The organism is Streptomyces sp. NPDC001634 (assembly GCF_040298185.1).
Lineage (GTDB): Bacteria > Actinomycetota > Actinomycetes > Streptomycetales > Streptomycetaceae > Streptomyces.
Genome location: NZ_JBEOZU010000096.1, coordinates 1 through 23,619, shown reverse-complemented (window position 1 = coordinate 23,619; position 23,619 = coordinate 1). Strand labels below are relative to the sequence as shown.

Here is a 23,619-nt window from a genome sequence, read left to right as displayed (position 1 = left end):
CACCGGTGGCGGACGAATTCCAGGGGTTCGACTTCCAGGGGTTCGACCTGGTGCGGCGCGGTTACGACCGCCGGCAGGTCGACGAGTACCTCGCGCTGTTGGACCGGGGCACCGACCCCGGTGAACCACCCGCCTTCGACGTGGCCCGACGCGGCTACGACCGCACCCAGGTGGACACCCGGATAGCCCGGCTACGGGCTCGGTGACACGCCCGGCGGCTTCGCGTCACGCCGCCTTGGCATGTCCCCTCCCTGGCGCTAGGTTCTGCCTGGCCGGGGCAGTCATGCGGGCGGGGGAAACATGAGCGGGGACGAGGCGAGGGCCATTCAGAACGTCGAGCTGGAGAAGGACCGGGCTCGCTACGGCCTGCTCGCGGTGATCATCAGCAACCTCGCGATCGCCGGCGTCGCGATCTTCGGCGTGTGGCGCCTGGGCGGCGACAAGTCGGTGATGGTCGGCGTACTCACCGCGGCCTTCACCGCGGTCAGCAGCATGACCACCGCATACCTGGGCATCAAGGCCGTCTCCAACACGGCGAAGTCGATGGCCCAGCAAAGGACCGTCCACGACCAGCCGGCACCTTCGGTCCCCCAGCAGCCGAGCGGCCACTGAACCACTGCGTCGGCACGCCGCCACCGAGCGCCCTCCAACCGACGGCTCCGTGCCGGACCGAGGACGGACACCACCGACGCGGCAGCCGCACGGAAACCCCGGCCAAGCCGCCGACGGCAACCCGCCGAACCGCCGGAAGCAAATCGTTAGCCATGAATTTCGCCAAGGTGAGATCCTGGACCGCGTATGTCTACGCATCCCGCCCTCGCCCTCGGTACCCTCGCCCCCCGCCTGACCGAGCTGTCGCTGCGCGACGCGCACCGTCTCGGCCGCAGGCTCGAAGGCGCGCGCAAGATCCGCAAGCCCGAGGCCCGGGCCGCCGTACTCGCCGAGATCGAGGCGGAGGTCGCCAGGGCCGAGGACAGGATCGCCGGGCGCACCGCCCGCGTCCCCGCCGTCACGTACCCCGAACAGCTTCCCGTCAGCCAGAAGAAGGACGCGATCGCCGACGCCATACGCGACCACCAGGTCGTGATCGTGGCCGGCGAGACCGGTTCCGGCAAGACGACCCAGATCCCCAAGATCTGCCTCGAACTCGGCCGTGGCGTCCGCGGCATGATCGGGCACACCCAGCCCCGCCGTATCGCCGCCCGTACCGTCGCGGAGCGCGTCGCCGAGGAACTCGACACCCCGCTCGGCGAGGCCGTCGGCTGGAAGGTCCGCTTCACCGACCAGGTGAACCCGGACGCCACCTTCATCAAGCTCATGACGGACGGCATCCTGCTCGCCGAGATCCAGACGGACCGCGAGCTGCGCGCCTACGACACGATCATCATCGACGAGGCCCACGAGCGGTCCCTCAACATCGACTTCCTGCTGGGCTACCTGGCGCAGCTCCTGCCCAGGCGCCCGGACCTCAAGGTCGTCATCACCTCGGCGACCATCGACCCGGAGCGCTTCTCCCGTCACTTCGGCGACGCGCCGATCGTCGAGGTCAGCGGCCGTACGTACCCGGTGGAGGTGCGCTACCGCCCGCTTCTCGAGGAGGACTCGGACGACGCCGACCGCGACCAGATCACCGCGATCACGGACGCCGTGGAGGAGCTGATGGGCGAAGGCCAGGGCGACATCCTGGTCTTCCTCTCCGGAGAACGCGAGATCCGCGACACGGCGGACGCGCTCACCAAGAAGCAGTACGCCCGCGCCGGAGGCCCCAATGGGCAGGGCACGGAGATCCTGCCGCTCTACGCCCGGCTCTCCCACGCGGAACAGCACCGCGTCTTCCAGCCGCACACGGGCCGCAGGATCGTTCTGGCCACGAACGTCGCCGAGACGTCCCTGACCGTCCCGGGCATCAAGTACGTCATCGACCCCGGCTTCGCCCGCATCTCGCGCTACAGCCACCGCACCAAGGTCCAGCGCCTGCCGATCGAGCCGGTCTCCCAGGCGAGCGCCAACCAGCGCAAGGGCCGCTGCGGCCGTACCAGCGACGGCATCTGCATCCGCCTGTACAGCGAAGAGGACTTCGAGGCCCGGCCCGAGTTCACGGACGCCGAGATCCTGCGGACGAACCTCGCCTCCGTCATCCTCCAGATGACAGCTGCCGGCCTCGGCGACATCGAGAAGTTCCCCTTCATCGACCCGCCGGACCACCGCAACATCCGCGACGGCGTCCAACTCCTCCAGGAGCTGGGCGCGCTGGACCCGGCCCAGAAGGATCCGCGCAAGCGCCTGACCGACACCGGCCGCAAGCTCGCCCAGCTGCCGGTCGACCCGCGCCTGGCGCGCATGGTCCTGGAGGCGGAGCGCAACGGCTGTGTCCGCGAGGTCATGGTGATCGCCGCCGCTCTGTCCATCCAGGACCCGCGCGAGCGCCCCGCCGACAAGCAGACCCAGGCCGACCAGCAGCACGCCCGCTTCAGGGACGAGACGAGCGACTTCCTCGCCTACCTCAACCTCTGGCGCTACATCCGTGAGCAGCAGAAGGAGCGCGGCTCGTCGTCGTTCCGCCGGATGTGCAAGCAGGAGTACCTGAACTTCCTGCGCATCCGCGAATGGCAGGACATCTACGCGCAGCTGCGCACGGTCGCCAAGCAGATGGACATCCATCTCAACGAGCAGGACGCCGCCGCCGACCACATCCACATCTCGCTCCTCGCCGGTCTGCTCTCCCACGTCGGGCTGAAGGACGTGAAGGAGTCCAAGGACTCCGGTCCCGGGGCGCGCAAGGACGGTGGCGGACGGAACGAGTACCTCGGCGCCCGCAACGCCAAGTTCGCGATCTTCCCGGGCTCGTCCCTGTTCAAGAAGCCACCGCGCTTCGTGATGTCCGCCGAACTCGTCGAGACCTCTCGCCTGTGGGCGCGGGTCAACGCGAAGATCGAGCCGGAGTGGGTCGAGCCGCTGGCGGGCCACCTCCTCAAGCGGACCTACAGCGAACCGCACTGGGAGAAGGACCAGGCGGCCGTGGTGGCGTACGAGAAGGTCACGCTGTACGGCGTCCCGATCGTCGCCCAGCGGAAGGTGAACTACGGCCGCATCGACCCGGAGACGAGCCGCGAGCTGTTCATCCGCAACGCCCTCGTCGAGGGCGACTGGCGCACGCACCACAAGTTCTTCGCCGACAACCGCAGACTCCTCACCGAGGTGGAGGAGTTGGAGCACCGCGCCCGGCGCCGGGACATCCTGGTCGACGACGAGACGCTGTTCGACTTCTACGACCAGCGGGTGCCCGAACACGTCGTGTCGGGCGCGCACTTCGACTCCTGGTGGAAGCGCAAACGGCACGAACAGCCCGACTTCCTCGACTTCGAGCGCGAGATGCTCATCAACGAGAAGGCGGGCGAGGTCACCAAGGACGACTACCCCGACTCATGGCGTCAGGGCGGCCTCAAGTTCAAGGTCACCTACCAGTTCGAGCCGGGCGCGGACGCGGACGGTGTGACGGTCCACATCCCGCTGCAGGTCCTCAACCAGGTCACGGACGAGGGCTTCGACTGGCAGATCCCGGGTCTGCGGGAGGAACTGGTCACCGAGCTGATCCGCTCCCTTCCGAAGCCGATCCGCCGCAACTACGTCCCGGCGCCGAACTATGCGAAGGCGTTCCTGGAGAAGGCGGTGCCTCTCCAGGAGCCGCTCACGGTGACGATGGCGCGCGAGCTGAGGCGCATGGTCGGCGTTCCGTTCGAGGCTGACGACTTCGACCGGGCGAAGGTCCCCGACCACCTCAAGATCACCTTCCGGATCGTCGACGAGCGGCGCCGGAAGCTGGCCGAGGACAAGGACCTGGAGACGCTGAAGCTCAGGCTCAAGCCGAAGGCGCGCAAGGCCCTCTCGCAGGCCGCGGCGGCCACCGCCGAGCGGCAGGGCGGGCCGTCCCTGGAACGTACGGGCCTCACGGACTGGACGATCGGCTCGCTCACCCGGGTCTTCGAGACCCGGCGGGCCGGCCAGCCGGTGAAGGCGTACCCGGCGCTGGTCGACGACGGCGACACGGTCTCCGTACGCCTCTTCGACACGGAGGAGGAGCAGGCGCAGGCGATGTGGAAGGGCACGCGGCGCCTGATCCTGCGGAACATCCCGGTGAACCCGGCGAAGTTCGCGTCGGAGAAGCTGACGAACACCCAGAAGCTCGGTCTGTCCGCCAACCCGCACGGCTCGATCCAGGCCCTGTTCGACGACTGCGCGATGGCGGCGGCGGACAAGCTGATCGGGGACTTCGGCGGCCCGGTGTGGGACGAGGAGTCGTACCGGAAGCTGTACGACAAGGTGCGCGCGGAGATCGTCGACACGACGGTCCGTGTGGTCGGGCAGGTGCAGCAGGTGCTGGCCGCGTGGCAGGCCTGTGAGCGCCGTCTGAAGGCCGTACGCAGCCCGGCGCTGCTGCCGAACCTGGCGGACGTACGGGCACAGCTGGACGCCCTGGTGAGGCCCGGCTTCGTCACGGAGACGGGTGTACGGCGTCTGGGCGACCTGATGCGTTATCTGGTCGCCGCGGACCGCCGGCTGCAGCAGATGCCGACGAACGTCCAGCGGGACACGACGCGGATGGCGAAGGTCCGCGAGATGCAGGACGAGTACGCCTGGCTGCTGGAGCAACTGCCGCAGGGCCGGCCCGTCCCCTCCTCGGTGCTGGACATCCGCTGGATGATCGAGGAGCTGCGTGTCAGCTACTTCGCGCACGCGCTGGGCACGGCGTACCCGGTCTCGGACAAGCGCATCGTGAAGGCGATCGACGCGCTGGCCCCGTAACGGATCGTTCACGTTGGGTGAGTTCGACCAGGGGCTCACCCTCCTGTACAGTCTCTTCTCGCAGCGCAACGCAAGCAGTGCCGAATATGCGGCTCGGCCGCGTGGTCGCCGCGAAACCTGGTCCTGTGGAGCAGTTTGGAGTGCTCGCCACCCTGTCAAGGTGGAGGCCGCGGGTTCAAATCCCGTCAGGACCGCAACTAGGCCCCGCACCCTTCGAGGTGCGGGGCTTTTTCGTGCACCCCGAAGCGCGCCCGCCACCCTGTCGAGGTGGAGGCCGCGCCCGTGGCGCAGCTGCAATCCGGCACAGCACATCCCGCCAGGACCCCAGCGAAACCCCGCGCCCCCGGGCGCCGGGCTCCTTCATGCACCCCCCGGAGATGACCACAGCGAAACCCCGCACCCCTCAAGACGCGGAGGCCCTTCCTCCACCCCCCGAAGAACGCCACAGCGAAACCGCACATCCCTCAAGGCGCGAAGCTCGTCCGTGCCCCGAAGCGCGACCGCCACGAGGGACCCGGCGTGCCGGAGGTGGGGTCCCGGGCGGGACTCCTATGCGTTCCGGGGTGTCTTGACGGCGTCACATTCCGCCGGTACCCCAGAAATCAGGGACCCGAACAGCCCGGGCCCGGGGGAGGTGGCGTATGGCGGCGTCCGCTCGGCACGAGACACGTGCTCTGCTCCGTGCCCATCTGTCCGCCGCTTCCGGATACCGCCATCTGACGCGGCACTGCCCCGTCTGCCACCAGCTCCTGCGCCTGGCCATGGAACCCGCTCAGCGAGGCGAGGAAGGCCCTGAGGCGGCCTCCGAGGACGAAAGCCCCTCCAAGGCGTGAGCGAGGGGTTCGGATCGCCGTGACGTGGGCACTTCTGGACGTACGGTCGGCCCCCAACACCCGCGTCACACCGCCGTGTTCCCTTAGCAAAGACAGCCCGAAGACAACAAGGAGTCGGGCATGTGACGGGTGTCACCGCAAAAATTTTAGGAACTGTGGAACTTACACCTCTCCTACAACAAGTCAATTTAATATGTGCAATTGCACTACCCTCTGAGATGCTGCACAGCAGATCCGACACCCCTCCCCAGACTCCGACAAGGCCACGCACAGGCCGGCCACGCATCGCGGTCCGGGCACAAAAAAGATCGCGCTGGACCCGGCGGAGTCCAGCGCGATCGACGACGCACCCTTGTCGTGCCTCTAATGACCTCGGGCGAGGGCCCTGTTGGGGCAGAACCCGCGTCGCTTGGAGCTGAGGTGCGGACGTCGTGGCAGGTTGGGGGACCTACCGATACGTCCGGCTATGCAGTTGTTCAGGCCTCGCTGCGCTGCTGCGGAATGCCCGCGAGCAGAGCGCGGACCTCGGCCTCGCGGTAGCGGCGGTGCCCGCCGAGCGTGCGGATCGACGTAAGCTTTCCGGCCTTCGCCCACCGCGTGACCGTCTTGGGGTCGACGCGGAACATGGTGGCGACCTCAGCCGGGGTCAGCAGCGGCTCGGCATCAGGGGTGCGAGCGGTCATGAGCGGCCTCCTCGGGAGAACCGAACCTTCTCGGTTCTTTCCTCTAAATTCTGCACCTTGACCCGCGTTGCCCGAAATGGCGGACGCGAGTCGAGTCGGTTATAGGACGAACGGCTTGTCCTCGGCACTACAACTACACCATCTGTCCAGCCGCGTCGGCCAAACCGATGGAATTGCCCTCCCAGGTGTCCATCAGCGACGGAAGCCGATGGACCATGCCATAGCGGACAGTCACGCCACTGTGACGATCAGTCACAGGGCGATCAGGAGTCACCAGACCCCCCAAAGCGTGCAATGCTGAGTTTCCGCCCATAAGTGGACAGAAGGAACCTCCCCCGGGCTCCTTGTCCTATTTTGGCATGAGGAGGGGTGTAAGGCGCAAGGTCCTCGTAAGTGCCGTCCGTCACGCTTGACGGCATAAGCCCGGATCGGGGACCTACGTCCCGCACCCACCTGCAGTACGTCAACCATGGGCCAAGGGTTGTCACTTCACCATGTCTCGCGGGTCACAATTCGCGCACTGGTTCGTAGAGGTCCCTGCTGAGGGCCCGCCCTCAGTTCGCCGACCGACGGTCGCGTACGGCCCGCCAGCGCTCCACCAGCCGCGCGTACGCCTCCCCGGCCGCTGCCCCGTCCCCGAGCCGCAGGGCCTCGATGCCCTCTGCGACGTCCGCGGCCGAGTGATCCCCGTCCAGCTCCGCGGCCGGCAGCACATGCACGAGCCCGCCGTAGTCCAGCTCGACCAGCGACCGCGGGTGGAACTCCTCCAGCCAGCGCCCCACGTCCACGAGACCGTCGATGAGCGGCCCCTCGTCGATCGTGTCCCTCAGCGTCCGCAGCGCCCGCGCGGTACGCCGCCGCGCCTGCACCATGGGCGTGCGGTAGCGCAGCATCGGAGGGATCTCGCCGGACCCCTTGTCGTACCGCCGCTCGGTGTCGGAGAAGAGCACGAACCAGTTCAGCGGCACCTGCCAGGTCGCGGTGCGGATCCACGGGCGGGCGTCCGGGTTGCGCTCCAGCCAGCGCTCGTAGTCCTGCGCGGCCTGGCGGCGCACGACGGGCGGCAGGACCGCGTCCAGGACGGGCGCAGGCAGCTCCTGCGCCAGCTCCCCGAGCGCCTGCCAGCCGCGCAGCCGGGTGCGCCACGGACAGACGCACAGCACCCCCTCGACCTCGGTCACGAAGGCGTCGCTGCTCTCGTGCACCGGCACCGGGACCGGCGGGGTGGGCAGCAAGTCGGCCAGGGAGCGGCGCAGTTCGTCCTGGTACGAGGGGCGGTCGGGGCGGCGGGCGTACCGCGCCCAGTGGCTGCGCTCCGGCTCCTGGAAGGCGGCCAGCGGTTCGTACACGCGCAAGTAGGACGCGTACGGGACGATCACCGAGGACACCTTGGGCACGCCTGCTCCCTCCCCATCGGACCTCACCCGAAACCCGTCCGGGAGCGGCCCGGACGGGGTGGAAAACCATTGCAAATCGTCCCACGAACCCGCCCCGGAGTACTCCGAGGGAGGGTGATCCTGAGCACTGCGCGGCTGGCGGGCCCGCACACGCTCTACGCTCATGCCCACGGGCCCCGCCACCCGCACGGGACCCGCCCCTCAACCGCCGCTACACCACCGGGAGTCACCACCGTGACCGACGTAACCGACGGCGTCCTGCACACCCTGTTCCGCTCGGATCAAGGGGGTCATGAGCAGGTAGTGCTCTGCCAGGACCGGGCCAGTGGCCTCAAGGCCGTCATCGCGATCCACTCCACCGCCCTGGGCCCCGCCCTCGGCGGCACGCGCTTCTACCCGTACGCGACCGAGGAGGAGGCCGTCGCCGACGCGCTGAACCTCGCGCGCGGGATGTCGTACAAGAACGCCATGGCCGGCCTCGACCACGGCGGCGGCAAGGCCGTGATCATCGGCGACCCCGAGCGGATCAAGACCGAGGAGTTGCTGCTGGCGTACGGCCGTTTCGTGGCCTCGCTCGGCGGACGGTACGTCACCGCGTGCGACGTCGGCACATATGTGGCCGACATGGACGTCGTGGCCCGGGTGTGTCCCTGGACCACAGGGCGCTCCCCGGAGAACGGCGGCGCGGGAGACTCATCCGTCCTGACCGCCTACGGCGTCTTCCAGGGCATGCGGGCCTCCGCCCAGCACCTGTGGGGCGACCCGACGCTGCGCGACCGCAGGGTGGGCATCGCGGGCGTCGGCAAGGTCGGGCACTACCTGGTCGAGCACCTGCTGCAGGACGGCGCCCAGGTCGTGATCACGGACGTCCGGCCGGACGCCGTGCGCCGGGTCACCGACGCGCACCCCGAGGTGGCCGTGGCCGCCGACACCGACGCCCTCATCCGCGGCGCACATCCCTTCGGGGCGATCGACATCTACGCGCCCTGCGCGCTCGGCGGAGCCCTGAACGACGACTCCGTGCCGGTACTGACGGCGAAGGTGGTGTGCGGCGCGGCCAACAACCAGCTCGCGCACCCGGGCGTGGAGAAGGACCTCGCCGACCGCGGGATCCTGTACGCGCCGGACTACGTCGTCAACGCCGGCGGTGTCATCCAGGTCGCCGACGAACTGCACGGCTTCGACTTCGACCGGTGCAAGGCGAAGGCTGCCAAGATCTTCGACACCACGCTGGGCATCTTCGCACGCGCGAAGGCGGACGGTATTCCTCCGGCCGCCGCGGCCGACCGTATCGCCGAGCAGCGGATGGCGGAGGCACGCGGACGGTGACCTTCCCCGGGGCCGTCCGGGTTTGCGCGGTACCCGCCGGTGGGCAGTTAGAGAGAACTCTCACTTCTATCGGCGGGTCGCCCGCCAATAAGTGGTTAAAATCGGCCGTGACCAGCGAGGACGGGGCGCCTCGATGGTCTGGTGCACACGCCCGTCATGCGGGCGACGTACCGTATGGGCGCGGGCTCAGGTACCGTGGAAGCCCTACGGACCGGTCTCTCCACGGAGAGCCCGTTCCGGATCATGAACGCGTGTCGAGACTCTGGGGCCGTCGAGCCCCGTCACCGAGGGGGTCGAGCCATGGGGCGCGGCCGGGCCAAGGCCAAGCAGACGAAGGTCGCCCGCCAGCTGAAGTACAACAGCGGTGGGACTGACCTGTCGCGTCTGGCCAACGAACTGGGCGCATCGACTTCGAGCCAGCCGCCGAACGGCGAGCCGTTCGAGGACGACGAAGACGACGACCCGTACGCACGGTACGCGGATCTGTACAACGACGACGATGAGGACGACGAGGACGAGCAGTCCGGTCCCACGTCGCAGCGTCGCGGCGCTTGACGTAGCACGCTTCACAGTTCCCGTATCAACTGCACTTCACCCGGTCCGGGGCCTCACGTCGGACCGGGTTTTGTGCTGCCTGTCAGGCGTAGTCGCCGACCAGGAGGGCGCCCGTCTCGTGGTCACCGCGGTCGGTGATCTCTCCGGCGACCCATGCCTCCACACCGCGGTCGGCCAGGGCGGCGAGCGCGACGTCCGCCGACTGCTCGGGGACGATCGCGATCATGCCCACGCCCATGTTCAGGGTCTTCTCCAGCTCCAGGAGCTCGACGTCGCCGGTCCTGCCGACGAGGTCGAAGATCGGAGCCGGTGTCCAGGTGGAGCGGTCCACGATCGCGTGCAGGCCGTCCGGGACAACCCGGGCCAGGTTCGCCGCGAGTCCGCCACCGGTGATGTGGCTGAACGCACGCACCTCCGCGGTGCGGGCCAGCGCCAGGCAGTCCAGCGAGTAGATCTTGGTGGGCTCGAGCAGCTCCTCGCCGAGGGTGCGGCCCAGTTCCTCGATGTGCTGGTCGAGGCCGAGCTTCGCCCGGTCGAGGAGGACGTGCCGGACGAGCGAGTACCCGTTCGAGTGAAGCCCGGAGGCCGCCATGGCGATCACCGCGTCACCCTTACGGATGCGTTCGGCACCGAGCAGCCGGTCGGCCTCCACCACGCCCGTACCGGCGCCCGCGACGTCGAAGTCGTCCGGACCCAGCAGACCCGGGTGTTCGGCCGTCTCACCGCCCACCAGGGCGCAGCCGGCCAGCACACAGCCCTCGGCGATGCCCTTGACGATCGCGGCGACGCGCTCCGGGTGGACCTTGCCGACGCAGATGTAGTCGGTCATGAACAGCGGCTCGGCGCCGCACACCACGATGTCGTCCATGACCATGGCGACCAGGTCGTGGCCGATGGTGTCGTAGACGCCCATCCGGCGTGCGATGTCGACCTTCGTGCCGACGCCGTCGGTGGCGGAGGCGAGCAACGGACGCTCGTAGCGCTTGAGGGCAGAGGCGTCGAAGAGGCCGGCGAAGCCGCCGAGGCCACCGAGGACCTCGGGGCGCTGCGTCTTCTTCACCCACTCCTTCATGAGCTCGACGGCGCGGTCGCCCGCCTCGATGTCGACGCCTGCTGCCGCGTAGGAAGCACCGGACTTCGTCTCAGACATTGCCTGGGATCTTTCGGGTTGGTGGCTGGGCCTTCTGGGGGACACCCCCAGATCCCCTGGTCTTACGGGCGGCGGATCGCGTCGGACGCGGCCGTGGCGGCCGGACCGGCGGCCAGCTCCGTCTCCAGCAGCTGCTTGCCCAGCAGCTCCGGGTCGGGCAGCTCCATCGGGTACTCACCGTCGAAGCAGGCACGGCACAGGTTCGGCTTGGCGATGGTGGTCGCCTCGATCATGCCGTCGATGGAGATGTACGCCAGGGAGTCGGCGCCGAGGGAGCGGCCGATCTCGTCGACCGACATGCCGTTGGCGATGAGCTCGGCGCGGGTGGCGAAGTCGATACCGAAGAAGCAAGGCCACTTCACGGGCGGGGAGGAGATCCGGATGTGGACCTCGGCGGCGCCCGCCTCGCGGAGCATCCGTACCAGCGCCCGCTGGGTGTTGCCGCGCACGATCGAGTCGTCGACGACGACCAGGCGCTTGCCCTTGATGACTTCCTTCAGCGGGTTCAGCTTCAGCCGGATACCGAGCTGGCGGATCGTCTGCGAGGGCTGGATGAAGGTACGGCCGACGTAGGCGTTCTTCACCAGGCCGGAGCCGAAGGGGATGCCGGAGGCCTCCGCGTAGCCGATCGCGGCGGGGGTGCCGGACTCGGGCGTCGCTATGACCAGATCCGCCTCGACCGGCGCCTCCTTGGCGAGGCGGCGGCCCATCTCTACACGGGAGAGGTAGACGTTCCGGCCGGCGATGTCGGTGTCCGGGCGGGCGAGATACACATACTCGAAGACGCAGCCCTTGGGCTTCGCTTCAGCGAACCGGGACGTGCGCAGACCGTTCTCGTCGATGGCGACGAACTCGCCGGGCTCGATCTCACGGACGAAGCTGGCGCCCGTGATGTCGAGGGCCGCGGTCTCGGACGCGACCACCCAGCCGCGCTCCAGACGGCCGAGGACCAGCGGGCGGATGCCCTGCGGGTCACGGGCCGCGTAGAGGGTGTTCTCGTCCATGAAGACGAGGGAGAAGGCGCCCTTGACCTGGGGCAGCAGCTGCGGGGCCGCCTCTTCGACGGTCAACGGCTTGCCGTCCTCGTCGACCTGGCCCGCGAGGAGCGCGGTGATGAGGTCGGTGTCGTTGGTGGCAGCGACCTGCGTGGCGCGGCCGTTCTCCTTGGGCAGCTCGGCGACCATCTCGGCGAGCTGCGCCGTGTTGACGAGGTTGCCGTTGTGTCCGAGCGCGATGGAGCCGTGCGCGGTGGCGCGGAACGTCGGCTGGGCGTTCTCCCAGACGGAGGCGCCGGTGGTCGAGTAGCGGGCGTGTCCGACCGCGATGTGACCCTGGAGCGAACCGAGCGAGGTCTCGTCGAAGACCTGCGAGACAAGGCCCATGTCCTTGAAGACGAGGATCTGGGAGCCGTTGCTGACCGCGATACCCGCGGATTCCTGGCCCCGATGCTGGAGGGCGTAGAGCCCGAAGTACGTGAGCTTTGCGACCTCTTCCCCCGGAGCCCAGACACCGAAGACGCCACACGCGTCCTGGGGGCCCTTCTCACCGGGGAGCAGGTCGTGATTGAGTCGACCGTCACCACGTGGCACGGCACCGAGTGTAGGCGAGATCGTGCACTGGTCCGAATCCGGTCATCTGCCCCGTACGGCGTCCGACCTCGTCGGATGTCCCGGGTCACTGCTCCGCGACCGCGTTGACGCCCTTGCCGTTTCCGCTGGTCAGCGTGATGCTGCGGTGATCGATCCGGTAGGCGAGCGCGCGGCCGAAAAGCTTGCTCATCGTCTTCTCGGTGTCCATGAGTGAGCCGTCGCACATCTTCCGGGTGGTCCTGGGGGCGCCCAGCGTGAGGTGACCGTCGCGTACGGTCGCCTTCGCCGTGAACCGGTTGCAGCCGAGGCTGCCCGATGCCGTACCGGCCTTCTTGTCGAGGGTGAACCAGACCTTGTCGGTGGCCGCGGCGGGCAGCGAGACGGCGACATCGCCGTCGACCGTCGATGTGACCTTCCACCTGGTGCCGTACAGGGTCGCGTCGTTCTCCTTGATGAGGTGCACGCGGTCGCCGTCCTTGGCGGTGAGTGTGAGCCGGTCCCTGTCGACCGCGGCGGTCAGCGAGCCGCCGGCGAGCGTGCGGGAGAAGGCCGCCTCGAAGGCCATCGGGGCCTTCTCGCAGGCCATGTCGGTGGACTGGGCCGGGCCGAGGTCGATGCGGTCGCCCCGGACGGTGGCCGACGCGCCGAAGCTGTTGCAGCCGTAGTTGCCGTGGGCCTGGCCGTCGTCGAACCGGAGGTACGCGCCGGTCGGTGCGTTCCTGGTGGTGCCGCCGGTGGTGAGGCCCTCGACGCGCCAGTGCACGCCGCTGACGCGCGGGACGGTGTCCGAGCCGACGGAACTGCTGCCGCTGCCCGACCCGGCTTCGGTACCGCAGGCCACCGCGAGCGGGAGCAGCGTCAGGACGGTGAGGGTCAGTCGGTGCTTGTCCATGGGGGTGGGACGGGTGGGGCCGGGCGGCGGTTCCGCGGGGCGGCACGTGGCCGGGTCAGGCCATGAGAGGCAGCAGCCCTCCGAGGTCGGCGCGTTCGCCGCTCGCGCTGACCTTGGCGTCGGCGAGGGCGGCCTGCCACTCCGTACGTCCCGTCGCCAGCCGGATCCAGGTCAGCGGGTCGGTCTCCACGACGTTCGGCGGAGTGCCGCGGGTGTGCCGCGGACCCTCGATGCACTGAACGACGGCATACGGCGGGATGCGCACCTCGGTCGAGGCACCGGGCGCCTTCACGGCGAGCGCGTCGGCGAGCAGCCGGGTGCAGGCGGCGAGGGCCTGGCGGTCGTACGGGATGTCGAGACCCGGCACGGCGGCGTTCAGGTCGTCGGTGTGGACGACGAGTTCGACGGTGCGGGTGACGAGGTAGTCGGCGAGCGGCATGGCGCCCGCGTTCGTGTCGAGGAGCCGGCCGACGGGGTGTCCGGCGAGGTGGTCCGTGAAGTGCTTCTCGACGTCGGCCAGGAAGGCGGCGAGGTCGGGGTTCTGCTCGGCCAGGCGCCCGGCGAGGTCGGCTATGGCCCCGGAGTTGGCCGAGGTCTCGAACGGCCAGTCGAGGACCGTGGCGTCCTGCTTCGGCGGCTCCGGCTTGTCGAGGAACCGGCCGACGGCCATGAGAGTCATGCCGATGTGTGCGACCAGTTCCCGCACCGTCCAGTCCCCGAGCCGGGTGGGCAGCGCCAGTTGCTCGGCCGTGAGGGTGCCGACGGCTTCCCGTACGTGCCCGAATTGCGTGAGCACCGCGACGCGGGTCTTGGCGGGGTCGTACGTCCGGGTGCGCTTCTTGGCCGGGGGCATGAGGGTGAGCCTATGCCTCACTGTGGAGGAGCTGGACAAGAAGATCGCCGATCTCGTACGCCCCTACCTCGTCGCGCACGAACAGCTCATGCTTCGCCGCGAGCGAGGTGGCGTGAGCCATGGCGGAGGCCGAGGAAGAGGACGATGCGCTGTGCGACACGATCTGCGTCCGCTGTGAGCAGCCCGGCGGCGGCCGACTCGTCCCCCTGCACGCGGTCCACTCGGGCACGGGGCCAGGCTGGACCGAGTACGCGTGCCTGGCCTGCACGAATCAGAAGACCACGGGCTCAGAAGACCACGGCCCAGTAGACCGGAGGCAATCACCCGTGAGCGTGATCGGCAGCGAAAACCGCCCCGCACCGCCGGACCCGGACAACACTGGCCTTCGCCTGGAAGGGGGTGCAACATGACGGTTATGGCCGAGCACACGTCTCAGATGTCGGTGGAGGAGTTCGAAACGATCGCCTCCGCCGCGCCCGAGACCGTCACGTTGGAGTTCATCAACGGACGGATCGGAGTCAAGAAGGTGGCGGACGGAGACCACGACACCATCGTGACCTGGCTGGCCCGGCGCTGTATGCAGACCAGGCCCGACCTGGACCTGTATCAGGGCCGAGGGCTCCGGGTGGAGGCGTACCGAGAGGGCAGGGCGAAACCGGATGCGGTGCTCGCACCCGAGGCCCACTTCGCGGGCCACGGTGAGTGGGCCGACCCGGACGGGGCGCTGATGGTCGTCGAGGTCACGTCGTACGACTCGGACACCGACCGACAGAACCGGCACGAGAAGCCGACCGCATACGGTCAGTCCGGGATCCCCCTGTACCTCCTGATCGACCGGGACTCCTGCACGGTCACGGTGCACAGCCACCCGGACCGGCAGGTCGGTGGTTATCGCAGCATCCAGACCTCGAAGTTCGGCGAGAAGGTGTCCGTGCCCGGTCCCATGAACATCGAGCTGGACACGGAGATCCTCAAGAACTACGTCCGATGAGCCGAGAAGGTCCCTCCCGTTGCGCACGGGCGGGACCTTCGTCGTCGTATACGACCGACTACGCCAGCAGCGCCGGGATCGTCCCCTCGTGCGCCTCGCGCAGCTCCTCCAGGGTGAGGCTGAACTCGCCCTGGATCTCCACCGCGTCACCGTCCACGACACCGATGCGGGCGACCGGCAGACCCCGCGCACCGCACATGTCGTTGAAGCGGACCTCCTCCGACCGCGGCACGGCGACGATCGCGCGGCCCGCCGACTCGGAGAGGAGGAAGGTGAACGCGTCCAGCCCGTCCGGTACGACCAGACGCGCGCCCTTGCCGCCGAGCAGCGCCGACTCCACGACCGCCTGGATCAGGCCGCCGTCGGACAGGTCGTGCGCCGAGTCGATCATGCCGTCGCGGGAGGCGGAGATCAGGATCTCGGCCAGCAGGCGCTCGCGCTCCAGGTCCACCTTCGGCGGGAGACCGCCCAGGTGGTCGTGGACAACCTGCGACCAGGCCGAACCGCCGAACTCCTCACGCGTGTCGCCGAGGAGGTAGAGCAGCTGGCCGTCCTCCTGGAAGGCGACGGGCGTACGGCGGGCGACGTCGTCGATGACGCCGAGGACCGCCACCACCGGGGTGGGGTGGATGGCCACCTCGCCCGTCTGGTTGTAGAGCGAGACGTTGCCGCCGGTCACCGGGGTGCCCAGCTGCTGACAGGCGTCGGCGAGACCACGGACGGCCTCCGCGAACTGCCACATGACGGCCGGGTCCTCGGGCGAGCCGAAGTTCAGGCAGTCGGAGACGGCCAGCGGCTTGGCGCCGGTGGTCGCCACGTTGCGGTACGCCTCGGCGAGGGCGAGCTGCGCGCCCGCGTAGGGGTCGAGCTTCGCGTACCGGCCGTTGCCGTCGGTCGCGATGGCGACGCCGAGCCCTGACTCCTCGTCGACGCGGATCATCCCGGAGTCCTCGGGCTGGGCGAGGACGGTGTTGCCCTGCACGAAGTGGTCGTACTGCGAGGTGATCCACTTCTTGGACGCCTGGTTCGGGGAACCGACCAGCTTCAGGACCTGGTCCTTCAGCTCCTCGGAGGTCGCCGGCCGCGGCAGCTTGTTCGCGTCGTCCGCCTGGAGCGCGTCCTGCCACTCCGGACGGGCGTACGGGCGTTCGTAGACCGGGCCCTCGTGTGCGACCGTGCGCGGGTCGACGTCGACGATCTTGCCGCCGTGCCAGTAGATCTCCAGGCGGTCGCCGTCGGTCACCTCACCGATGACGGTGGCGATCACGTCCCACTTGGCGCAGATCTCCAGGAACCGGTCGACCTTCTCCGGCTCGACCACCGCGCACATGCGTTCCTGCGACTCGCTCATGAGGATTTCCTCCGGCGAGAGCGTGGAGTCGCGCAGCGGTACGTCGTCCAGGGTCACCCGCATACCGCCGGAGCCGTTGGAGGCGAGCTCGGAGGTGGCACAGGAGAGACCGGCGGCTCCGAGGTCCTGGATGCCGACGACCAGCTTCTCCTTGAAGGCCTCCAGGGTGCACTCGATGAGGAGCTTCTCCTGGAAGGGGTCGCCGACCTGGACGGCGGGACGCTTGGAGGGCTTGGCGTCGTCGAAGGTCTCGGAGGCCAGGATCGAGGCGCCGCCGATGCCGTCACCGCCCGTGCGGGCGCCGTACAGAACGACCTTGTTGCCCGCGCCGGACGCCTTCGCGAGGTGGATGTCCTCGTGTCGCATGACGCCGATGGCGCCGGCGTTGACCAGCGGGTTGCCCTGGTAGCAGGCATCGAAGACGACCTCGCCGCCGATGTTGGGCAGGCCCAGGCAGTTGCCGTAGCCGCCGATGCCGGCGACGACGCCCGGCAGAACCCGCTTGGTGTCCGGGTGGTCGGCCGCGCCGAAACGCAGCGGGTCGACCACGGCGACCGGCCGCGCACCCATCGCGATGATGTCGCGGACGATGCCGCCGACGCCCGTGGCCGCGCCCTGGTAGGGCTCGACGTACGAGGGGTGGTTGTGCGACTCGACCTTGAAGGTGACCGCGTAGCCTTGGCCGACGTCGACGACACCCGCGTTCTCGCCGATGCCGACGAGGAGCGCGTCGGACTGGGGGGCCTTCTCGCCGAACTGGCGCAGGTGGACCTTGGAGGACTTGTACGAGCAGTGCTCGGACCACATGACCGAGTACATGGCGAGCTCGGCGCCGGTCGGGCGGCGGCCCAGGATCTCGACGATCCGCTCGTACTCGTCCTTCTTCAGGCCGAGTTCGGCCCAGGGCAGCTCGACGTCGGGGGTCGCGGCCGCGTGCTCGACCGTGTCCAGAGGCGTCCGGCTCATGCGTTGACCAGCTTCTTGAGAATCGAGGTGAAGAACGGGAGGCCGTCGGTACGACCGGTACCGATCAGCGGCTCGACGGCGTGCTCGGGGTGGGGCATGAGGCCCACGACGTTCCCGGCCTCGTTGGTGATGCCGGCGATGTCGCGGAGCGAACCGTTCGGGTTGAAGTCCAGGTACCGGAAGGCGACCCGCCCCTCGGCCTCCAGCTTGTCGAGCGTGTACGCGTCGGCGACGTACCGGCCGTCCATGTTCTTCAGCGGGATGTGGATCTCCTGACCGGCGGTGTAGTCGCTGGTCCAGGAGGTCTCCGCGTTCTCCACCCGCAGCTTCTGGTCGCGGCAGATGAAGTGGAGGTGGTCGTTGCCGAGCATCCCGCCCGGGAGGAGGTGGGCCTCGGTGAGGATCTGGAAGCCGTTGCAGATGCCGAGGACCGGGAGGCCGGCCTTCGCCTGCTCGATGACGGTCTCCATCACCGGCGAGAAGCGGGAGATGGCACCGGCGCGCAGATAGTCGCCGTAGGAGAAACCACCCGGCAGCACCACGGCATCGACCTGCTTGAGGTCCTTGTCCTTGTGCCAGAGAGCGACGGGTTCGGCGCCCGCGAGGCCGATCGCACGCTGCGTGTCCCGGTCGTCCAGGCTGCCCGGGAAAGTGACGACGCCAATACGAGCGGTCACTTCGCGGCCTCCGCCACTTCCTCCACCTTGACGGTGAAGTCCTCGATCACGGTGTTGGCGAGGAAGGATTCCGCAAGATCGTGGATGCGGGCGAGCGCGGCGTCGTCGACCGGCCCGTCCACCTCGAGTTCGAATCGCTTTCCCTGACGTACGTCGGAGATGCCTTCGAAACCGAGGCGCGGCAGTGCGCGCTGCACCGCCTGGCCCTGGGGGTCGAGGATCTCCGGCTTGAGCATGACGTCGACTACGACGCGTGCCACTGGCACTCCCGGTGTGTGGTGCTGAGCAGGTTCCTTCAGACTACCCGCACAAAATTTCTACCCGCGTAGATTCGTAGCATCCTACGTGAGCACCATCACGATCCCGCATCGACGCGGGGCGGTTGCGCGGAAAATCCTCGGAAAAACCGCAGAAGAACGGTGGCAGGCCATTGCGCTTGGACACGCGGAGGTATTCAGTCGGTCTTCACAATGCAATGCCGGGCACTGTACAAAGGAAATGGCAATAGCCGATACTTTGCCCAATTACTGCCGGACAGTCGACATCTCCCCGACATCCCCCGGACGTCTGTGCACGTCATGGTGTGTGATCGCGGAGGTGCCGCACGAAGGGACCGATATTCGTGGCGCAGCGTGTCGTGGTCACTCTCTTTGACGACATCGACGGCTCAGAAGCGGCGGAAACGATCGTCTTCGGACTGGATGGCAAGTCGTACGAGATCGACCTCAATCAAGCCAATGCCAAGAAACTGCGTAAGGCGCTGGCACCCTACGTCGAGGCCGGCCGCAAGAAGGCGAAGTCCGGCAAGGCGTACACGCACACGGCGTTGACGCCCGACCCTGCCGCCGTCCGTGCCTGGGCACGCTCCAACAAGATGGACGTGCCGCCGCGGGGCCGCATCCCGAAGAAGGTGTACGAGGCGTTCGCGGAAGCGCACTGAACGCTCGCGCGGGGCTCGGTGTCCGCGGTGCCGTCACGAGGCTCCGCCCCGGGCCCCGCGCCCCCGTCGGGGCGCTTCCGCTCCGGCCCCTGGCCGATCCGGCCCCGTACACAACCGACTTGCATTGCCCCCCTGGTGATCAGCTAGAGTCTGGACCACGCCGAGGGGCAAGGCCGGAAGGCCGGAACTCCGAGGGGTCACGCGGGTGTAGTTCAGTAGCAGAACACCCCCTTTCCAAGGGGGAGGCGCAGTGTGCAATCCCTGTCACCCGCTCCACGGCATCGTGCCTACCACTGTTGTGGATCAGGTAGGCTGGTGCTCGCACCGGTCGGTGGCTGTGTCTTTTACAGCTGGCGGTCGGGGGTAATGCGGACGTAGCTCAGTTGGTAGAGCGCAACCTTGCCAAGGTTGAGGTCGCGAGTTCGAGCCTCGTCGTCCGCTCCATACGGCAAAGGCCCCGGTCAGTCGACCGGGGCCTTTGCCGTATGGGGACCCTCATGAAGAGCCCTCGTGAAGAGCCCTCATGAAGACCCCAAGAAGACCCCAAGAAGACCCTCGCGGACGGAAGTCCGGTCCGCCCGGTGCGGCCCTCCACGGCGTCTGACATTTGTCACGAGGACCGATGACACCGCGCACTGCTGTCGCTCTCCGGCGGGCAGGACGCTGGGTCCATGGACACGAACGAGCGCGAACAGGTGATTGAGGTCACTGATCTGCGGCGCGTGTACGGGGGCGGCTTCGAAGCCGTGCGCGGGATCACCTTCTCGGTGGGCCACGGCGAGGTCTTCGCGCTTCTCGGCACCAACGGCGCCGGCAAGACGTCCACGGTCGAACTCCTCGAGGGCCTCGCGCCTGCGACCGCCGGGCGGATACGGGTCCTCGGCCACGACCCGTACACGGAGCGGGCCGCCATCCGGCCCCGGACGGGCGTGATGCTCCAGGAGGGTGGCTTCCCCTCCGAGCTGACGGTCGCGGAGACGGCACGGATGTGGGCCGGTTGCACCAGCGGCGCCCGGCCCACGGACGAGGCACTGGAGTTGGTCGGGCTGACCCGGCGTTCCGGCGTGCGGGTCAAGCAGTTGTCCGGGGGTGAGAAGCGGCGCCTGGACCTCGCGCTCGCGCTTCTCGGCCGTCCCGAGGTCCTCTTCCTCGACGAGCCGACGACCGGGCTGGACGCGGAGGGCCGCCAGGACACCTGGAAGGTGGTCCGCGACCTGTGCGACACAGGGACGACCGTGCTGCTGACCACGCACTACCTCGAGGAGGCGGAAGTGCTCGCCGACCGGCTCGCCATCCTCCACGAAGGCCGCATCGCCGTCTCCGGCACACCGGCCGAGGTGACCGCGACCCAGCCGTCCCGCATCTCCTTCGACCTGCCCGAGGGCTACTTCCTCGGCGACCTGCCCCCGCTCACGGACCTCGGTGTGACGGCCCACGAGACAGCGGGCCGCACGGTCCGCCTGCGGACGAACGAACTCCAGCGCACGGCCACCGAACTGCTGCTGTGGGCCCGGCGCTCCCGGGTCGAACTGCACGGCCTCGATGTGCGGTCCGCCTCGCTGGAGGAGGCGTTCCTGCGCATCGCCAAGGAGGCCGGGGCCCGACCCGGGAGCACGAGCGGGGACAACACCGCGCGGGAAGAGCAGGATCGCCGGGGCGCGGTCCGGACGACGGAGGCGACGATATGAGCACCGTGACACCGACCACGCCGGCGCGACGGCTACGGGCCCTGGCCCAGGCCGAACTGACGCTGCTGAGCCGCAACAAGAGCGCGGTCGTCACGGCGCTGTTCGTCCCCCTGTCGGTGCCCTTCAGCGTGAAGCCGGCGGTCGAGCAGATGGACCTCAAGGCCGAGGGACTGACGATGGGCGGTGTGATGGCGACCGCCGCCATCGGCCTCTCCCTGCTTTTCACGGTGTACACCTCGCTGGTGAGCGTTTTCGCCGCACGCCGCGAGGAATTGGTGCTCAAGCGGCTGCGCACCGGAGAACTCGGCGATGCCGAGATCCTCACCGGCGCCGCGCTCCCCGCGGTCGGCGTCGGCCTCGCGCAGTCGGTGCTTCTCGCCGTCGGTTGTGCGGCCCTGCTCGACGCCGGGATGCCCCGGGCTCCTCATCTCGCCGTCCTGGGGCTGCTGTTGGGCCTCGTGGTGTGCGCGGCGCTGGCTGCCCTCACCGCGAGTTTCAGCAAAACCGTGGAAAGCGCCCAGGTGACGGCGCTCCCGATGCTGTTGGTGTCCATGCTGGGCTCGGGCATCGCGATCCCCACACAGCTGCTGCCCGACCGGATCGCCTCCGTCTGCGCACTGCTGCCGCTGTCACCCGCGATCAAACTCATCCGCGGCGGCTGGAGCGGCGGCCTGTCGGCGTACGACATCCTGGTCGCCGTCGCCACTGGGGTCGCCTGGGTGGTGGTCGCGGTGTTGGCTGTACGACGCTGGTTCCGCTGGGAGCCGCGGCGCTGACCGACGCCGAGGCGGACGGGGCGGGCACGAAGGGGGACGGACAAGGGTGATCGCACGGATAAGGGTGATCGCACGGATAAGGGCCTGGCAGCGGCGTACCTGGCACGACCGCAGCAAGGCCGCCCGGGTCGAACTGCAGACTGTGGTCCTGTGGATCTGTTCGATCTGGATCTTCTCCCTGAGCTGGCAGGCCCTGCCGCTCGTCTCGGGACTGCACCACGACCCCCTGGCGCTGACCCTCGGGGGACTGCTTCTCCTCGTCAACTTCCTCCAGTGCGTGGCGGCGCACCGGCTCGTCAAGCCGGTGCTCGACCACTACCTCGGACGGGCCGAACTTCCGCCGCGCACCCTGTGGACGCCGACCGCGCTGCTCGGCCTGGCGCTGGCACTGGTCCTGGCGCTCCGCGCCCTGCATGCCGCCATCCCGTCGACGGACATGCTGGTCCTCGGTGCCGTACTGATGCCGTTCGGGATGCTGTACGCGCTGGTCGTGTCCATACGGGAGTTCGTGCGGCAGGCCGCAGTGCTCGGCGGCGTCCTCGCCGTGGCGACCGCCCTCGCCCGCGCGGACGCCGCGGAGGCGGTGGCGTCGGGTGCCCTGACCACGTTCGCGGCCGGGTTCTCACTGCTCGCCTCGCGCTGCGCGGCGTGGACCCTGGCCGTGCTGTGGGAGGCGGAACGGGCCCGTGAGGTCGAGGCCCGGCTCGCGGTGGCCGAGGAGCGGCTCCGCTTCGGGCGGGATCTGCACGATGTGATGGGCCGCAACCTCGCCGTGATCGCGCTCAAGAGCGAGCTCGCCGTACAGCTGGCGCGTCGCGGACAGCCCGAGGCCCTTGAACAGATGATCGAGGTGCAGCGGATCGCACAGGAGTCGCAGCGCGAGGTCCGCGAGGTCGTACGCGGCTATCGCGAGGCCGACCTGGGAGCCGAACTGACGGGAGCCCAGGGCGTGTTGACGGCCGCTGGCATCGACTGCACGGTGACCGGATCGGCCGCCGGGCTGCCGGCACCCGTGCAGTCCGCGCTGGCGTGGGTCGTACGGGAGGCGGCGACGAACGTCCTGCGCCACGGGGACGCCGAGCGGTGTGCCGTGTCCTTGAGCATGACGGGTGAACGGATCGTGCTCTGTGTCGAGAACGACGGGGCAGCGGACGACGGGGCAGCGGACGACGGACAGGGAAAGGGATCGGGACTCGTGGGACTGCGCGAGCGACTGTCGGAGGTCGGGGGCACCCTGCGGGCCGGGCCCGCGGGGCCGGGGGTGTTCCGGCTGACCGCTGAGGTCCCCCTGCTGTCGCCCCCGTCGTCTCCCGTCCTCCCCGGCCGGGTGGGCGAGGCCGCCTCATGACGTCCCTACGACCGGTCCGCCTGCTGCTCGCCGACGACGAGCATCTGATCCGGGGCGCCCTGGCCGCGCTCCTGGCCATGGAGGAGGACCTGCTGGTGGTGGCCGAGGCGGCGACCGGCCCCGAGGCGCTCGCCATGGCACGGGCGCACGCCCCCGACGTGGCGGTACTGGATCTCCAGATGCCGGGGGCCGACGGTGTGAAGGTCGCCACATCGCTGCGGACCGAACTTCCCGAGTGCCAGGTGTTGATCGTGACCAGTCACGGGCGGCCGGGACATCTGAAGCGGGCGCTCGAGGCGGGTGTGCGCGGCTTCGTCCCGAAGACCGTCAGCGCCCGGCGGCTCGCCGAGATCATCCGTACCGTGCATGCGGGAAACCGGTACGTGGACCCCGAGTTGGCCGCCGACGCCATCGCCGCCGGGGACTCGCCGCTGACCACCCGGGAGGCCGAGGTGCTGGAGTACGCGGCCGACGGAGCGCCGGTCTCGGAGATCGCCGAGCGGGCCGCGCTGGCGGAGGGGACCGTACGGAACTACCTCTCGTCGGCCGTCTCCAAACTGGGTGCCGAGAACCGTCACGCGGCGGTGCGTCTCGCACGGGAGCGAGGTTGGGTATAGTTGCTCTCGCGCAGCGGCGCAGTGCGGACGTAGCTCAGTTGGTAGAGCGCAACCTTGCCAAGGTTGAGGTCGCGAGTTCGAGCCTCGTCGTCCGCTCCAGACGGAAGCCCCCCGGCTCAGGCCGGGGGGCTTCTTCGTGCATGGCGCTTCGGGAGCCGCTGCCGGGCCCGGCGATTCGCCG

General features: G+C 69.0%; 21 protein-coding genes and 4 tRNA genes. 16 read left to right on the top strand and 9 right to left on the bottom strand.

Annotated elements, in window-relative coordinates; genetic code table 11:
* Positions 1–5: 5 nt before the first annotated feature.
* The 5 genes from ABT186_RS39980 to ABT186_RS39960 all read left to right on the top strand — a co-directional run bounded on the left by ABT186_RS39980 (position 6) and on the right by ABT186_RS39960 (position 5,636).
* Positions 6–206, top strand: a complete 201-nt coding sequence (locus ABT186_RS39980) for a DivIVA domain-containing protein (protein WP_351929274.1) — start codon at positions 6–8, stop codon at positions 204–206.
* Positions 207–300: 94 nt separating this feature from the next.
* Positions 301–612, top strand: a complete 312-nt coding sequence (locus ABT186_RS39975; protein ID WP_351230589.1) for a hypothetical protein — start codon at positions 301–303, stop codon at positions 610–612.
* A 186-nt stretch (positions 613–798) separates the two neighbouring features.
* Positions 799–4,803 (top strand): ATP-dependent RNA helicase HrpA, encoded by a 4,005-nt coding sequence (gene hrpA / locus ABT186_RS39970; RefSeq protein ID WP_351929272.1) that lies wholly within the window; start codon positions 799–801, stop codon positions 4,801–4,803.
* 119 nt (positions 4,804–4,922) lie between these two features.
* Positions 4,923–4,997: transfer RNA gene (locus tag ABT186_RS39965), tRNA-Asp, on the top strand.
* A 447-nt stretch (positions 4,998–5,444) separates the two neighbouring features.
* Complete coding sequence (locus tag ABT186_RS39960; RefSeq protein WP_351230585.1) at positions 5,445–5,636, top strand: DUF6274 family protein; 192 nt, start codon at positions 5,445–5,447, stop codon at positions 5,634–5,636.
* 476 nt (positions 5,637–6,112) lie between these two features.
* Here ABT186_RS39960 and bldC read toward each other — a convergent pair whose 3' ends face one another.
* Positions 6,113–6,319, bottom strand: a complete 207-nt coding sequence (gene bldC, locus ABT186_RS39955; protein WP_003949541.1) for a developmental transcriptional regulator BldC — start codon at positions 6,317–6,319, stop codon at positions 6,113–6,115.
* A gap of 554 nt (positions 6,320–6,873) precedes the next feature.
* The gene (locus ABT186_RS39950; protein WP_351929270.1) at positions 6,874–7,716 is read right to left on the bottom strand and encodes a DUF8083 family protein; all 843 of its coding nucleotides are present in this window, start codon (positions 7,714–7,716) and stop codon (positions 6,874–6,876) included.
* 234 nt (positions 7,717–7,950) lie between these two features.
* Between ABT186_RS39950 and ABT186_RS39945 the strand changes: the two genes are divergently transcribed.
* Both ABT186_RS39945 and ABT186_RS39940 read left to right on the top strand, forming a co-directional pair.
* The gene (locus ABT186_RS39945) at positions 7,951–9,045 is read left to right on the top strand and encodes a Leu/Phe/Val dehydrogenase (protein ID WP_351230581.1); all 1,095 of its coding nucleotides are present in this window, start codon (positions 7,951–7,953) and stop codon (positions 9,043–9,045) included.
* A 300-nt stretch (positions 9,046–9,345) separates the two neighbouring features.
* Entirely contained in the window at positions 9,346–9,600 is a 255-nt protein-coding gene (locus tag ABT186_RS39940) for a DUF3073 domain-containing protein (protein ID WP_351230579.1), read from the top strand.
* An 82-nt stretch (positions 9,601–9,682) separates the two neighbouring features.
* Here the strand turns inward: ABT186_RS39940 and purM are convergent, their stop codons facing one another.
* From purM to ABT186_RS39920, 4 genes are all read right to left on the bottom strand, one after another.
* Complete coding sequence (gene purM / locus ABT186_RS39935; protein ID WP_351230577.1) at positions 9,683–10,750, bottom strand: phosphoribosylformylglycinamidine cyclo-ligase; 1,068 nt, start codon at positions 10,748–10,750, stop codon at positions 9,683–9,685.
* Positions 10,751–10,812: 62 nt separating this feature from the next.
* Positions 10,813–12,339: an amidophosphoribosyltransferase gene (gene purF, locus ABT186_RS39930; protein WP_351230575.1), complete on the bottom strand. Its 1,527-nt coding sequence runs from the start codon at positions 12,337–12,339 to the stop codon at positions 10,813–10,815.
* 85 nt (positions 12,340–12,424) lie between these two features.
* A complete protein-coding gene (locus ABT186_RS39925) occupies positions 12,425–13,231 on the bottom strand; it encodes an META domain-containing protein (protein WP_351929268.1) in 807 nt (268 codons plus the stop codon).
* 55 nt (positions 13,232–13,286) lie between these two features.
* Complete coding sequence (locus ABT186_RS39920; protein WP_351230571.1) at positions 13,287–14,084, bottom strand: maleylpyruvate isomerase family mycothiol-dependent enzyme; 798 nt, start codon at positions 14,082–14,084, stop codon at positions 13,287–13,289.
* Between the two features lie 406 nt (positions 14,085–14,490).
* Here ABT186_RS39920 and ABT186_RS39915 point away from each other — a divergent pair, with 406 nt between their 5' ends.
* Complete coding sequence (locus tag ABT186_RS39915) at positions 14,491–15,075, top strand: Uma2 family endonuclease (RefSeq protein WP_351929266.1); 585 nt, start codon at positions 14,491–14,493, stop codon at positions 15,073–15,075.
* Between the two features lie 58 nt (positions 15,076–15,133).
* On the opposite strand, the gene purL is transcribed toward ABT186_RS39915, so the two are convergent.
* From purL to purS, 3 genes are read right to left on the bottom strand one after another with little or no spacing between them, the layout of a single operon-like run.
* Complete coding sequence (gene purL / locus ABT186_RS39910; RefSeq protein WP_351929264.1) at positions 15,134–17,392, bottom strand: phosphoribosylformylglycinamidine synthase subunit PurL; 2,259 nt, start codon at positions 17,390–17,392, stop codon at positions 15,134–15,136.
* Positions 17,389–18,069 (bottom strand): phosphoribosylformylglycinamidine synthase subunit PurQ, encoded by a 681-nt coding sequence (gene purQ, locus ABT186_RS39905; RefSeq protein ID WP_351929262.1) that lies wholly within the window; start codon positions 18,067–18,069, stop codon positions 17,389–17,391. Before purQ ends, purL begins: the two co-directional genes overlap by 4 nt.
* Positions 18,066–18,329 carry a phosphoribosylformylglycinamidine synthase subunit PurS gene (gene purS, locus ABT186_RS39900; RefSeq protein WP_019982969.1) on the bottom strand — a complete coding sequence of 88 codons (264 nt, stop codon included), beginning with the start codon at positions 18,327–18,329 and terminating at the stop codon, positions 18,066–18,068. Before purS ends, purQ begins: the two co-directional genes overlap by 4 nt.
* A gap of 362 nt (positions 18,330–18,691) precedes the next feature.
* Between purS and ABT186_RS39895 the strand changes: the two genes are divergently transcribed.
* The 8 genes from ABT186_RS39895 (at position 18,692) to ABT186_RS39860 (ending at position 23,537) form a co-directional block, all read left to right on the top strand.
* Positions 18,692–19,009 carry a histone-like nucleoid-structuring protein Lsr2 gene (locus ABT186_RS39895; RefSeq protein ID WP_351230561.1) on the top strand — a complete coding sequence of 106 codons (318 nt, stop codon included), beginning with the start codon at positions 18,692–18,694 and terminating at the stop codon, positions 19,007–19,009.
* A 201-nt stretch (positions 19,010–19,210) separates the two neighbouring features.
* Positions 19,211–19,285, top strand: a tRNA-Gly gene (locus ABT186_RS39890).
* Between the two features lie 92 nt (positions 19,286–19,377).
* Positions 19,378–19,453: transfer RNA gene (locus ABT186_RS39885), tRNA-Gly, on the top strand.
* Between the two features lie 227 nt (positions 19,454–19,680).
* Entirely contained in the window at positions 19,681–20,697 is a 1,017-nt protein-coding gene (locus ABT186_RS39880) for an ABC transporter ATP-binding protein (protein ID WP_351230559.1), read from the top strand.
* A complete protein-coding gene (locus ABT186_RS39875) occupies positions 20,694–21,473 on the top strand; it encodes an ABC transporter permease (RefSeq protein ID WP_351230558.1) in 780 nt (259 codons plus the stop codon). The genes ABT186_RS39880 and ABT186_RS39875 overlap by 4 nt, the downstream gene beginning before the upstream one ends.
* Before the next feature lie 46 nt (positions 21,474–21,519).
* The gene (locus ABT186_RS39870) at positions 21,520–22,821 is read left to right on the top strand and encodes a sensor histidine kinase (RefSeq protein WP_351929260.1); all 1,302 of its coding nucleotides are present in this window, start codon (positions 21,520–21,522) and stop codon (positions 22,819–22,821) included.
* Complete coding sequence (locus ABT186_RS39865; RefSeq protein WP_351230556.1) at positions 22,818–23,438, top strand: response regulator; 621 nt, start codon at positions 22,818–22,820, stop codon at positions 23,436–23,438. The genes ABT186_RS39870 and ABT186_RS39865 overlap by 4 nt, the downstream gene beginning before the upstream one ends.
* Before the next feature lie 23 nt (positions 23,439–23,461).
* Positions 23,462–23,537 (top strand) — tRNA-Gly (locus ABT186_RS39860).
* Positions 23,538–23,619: the final 82 nt, after the last annotated feature.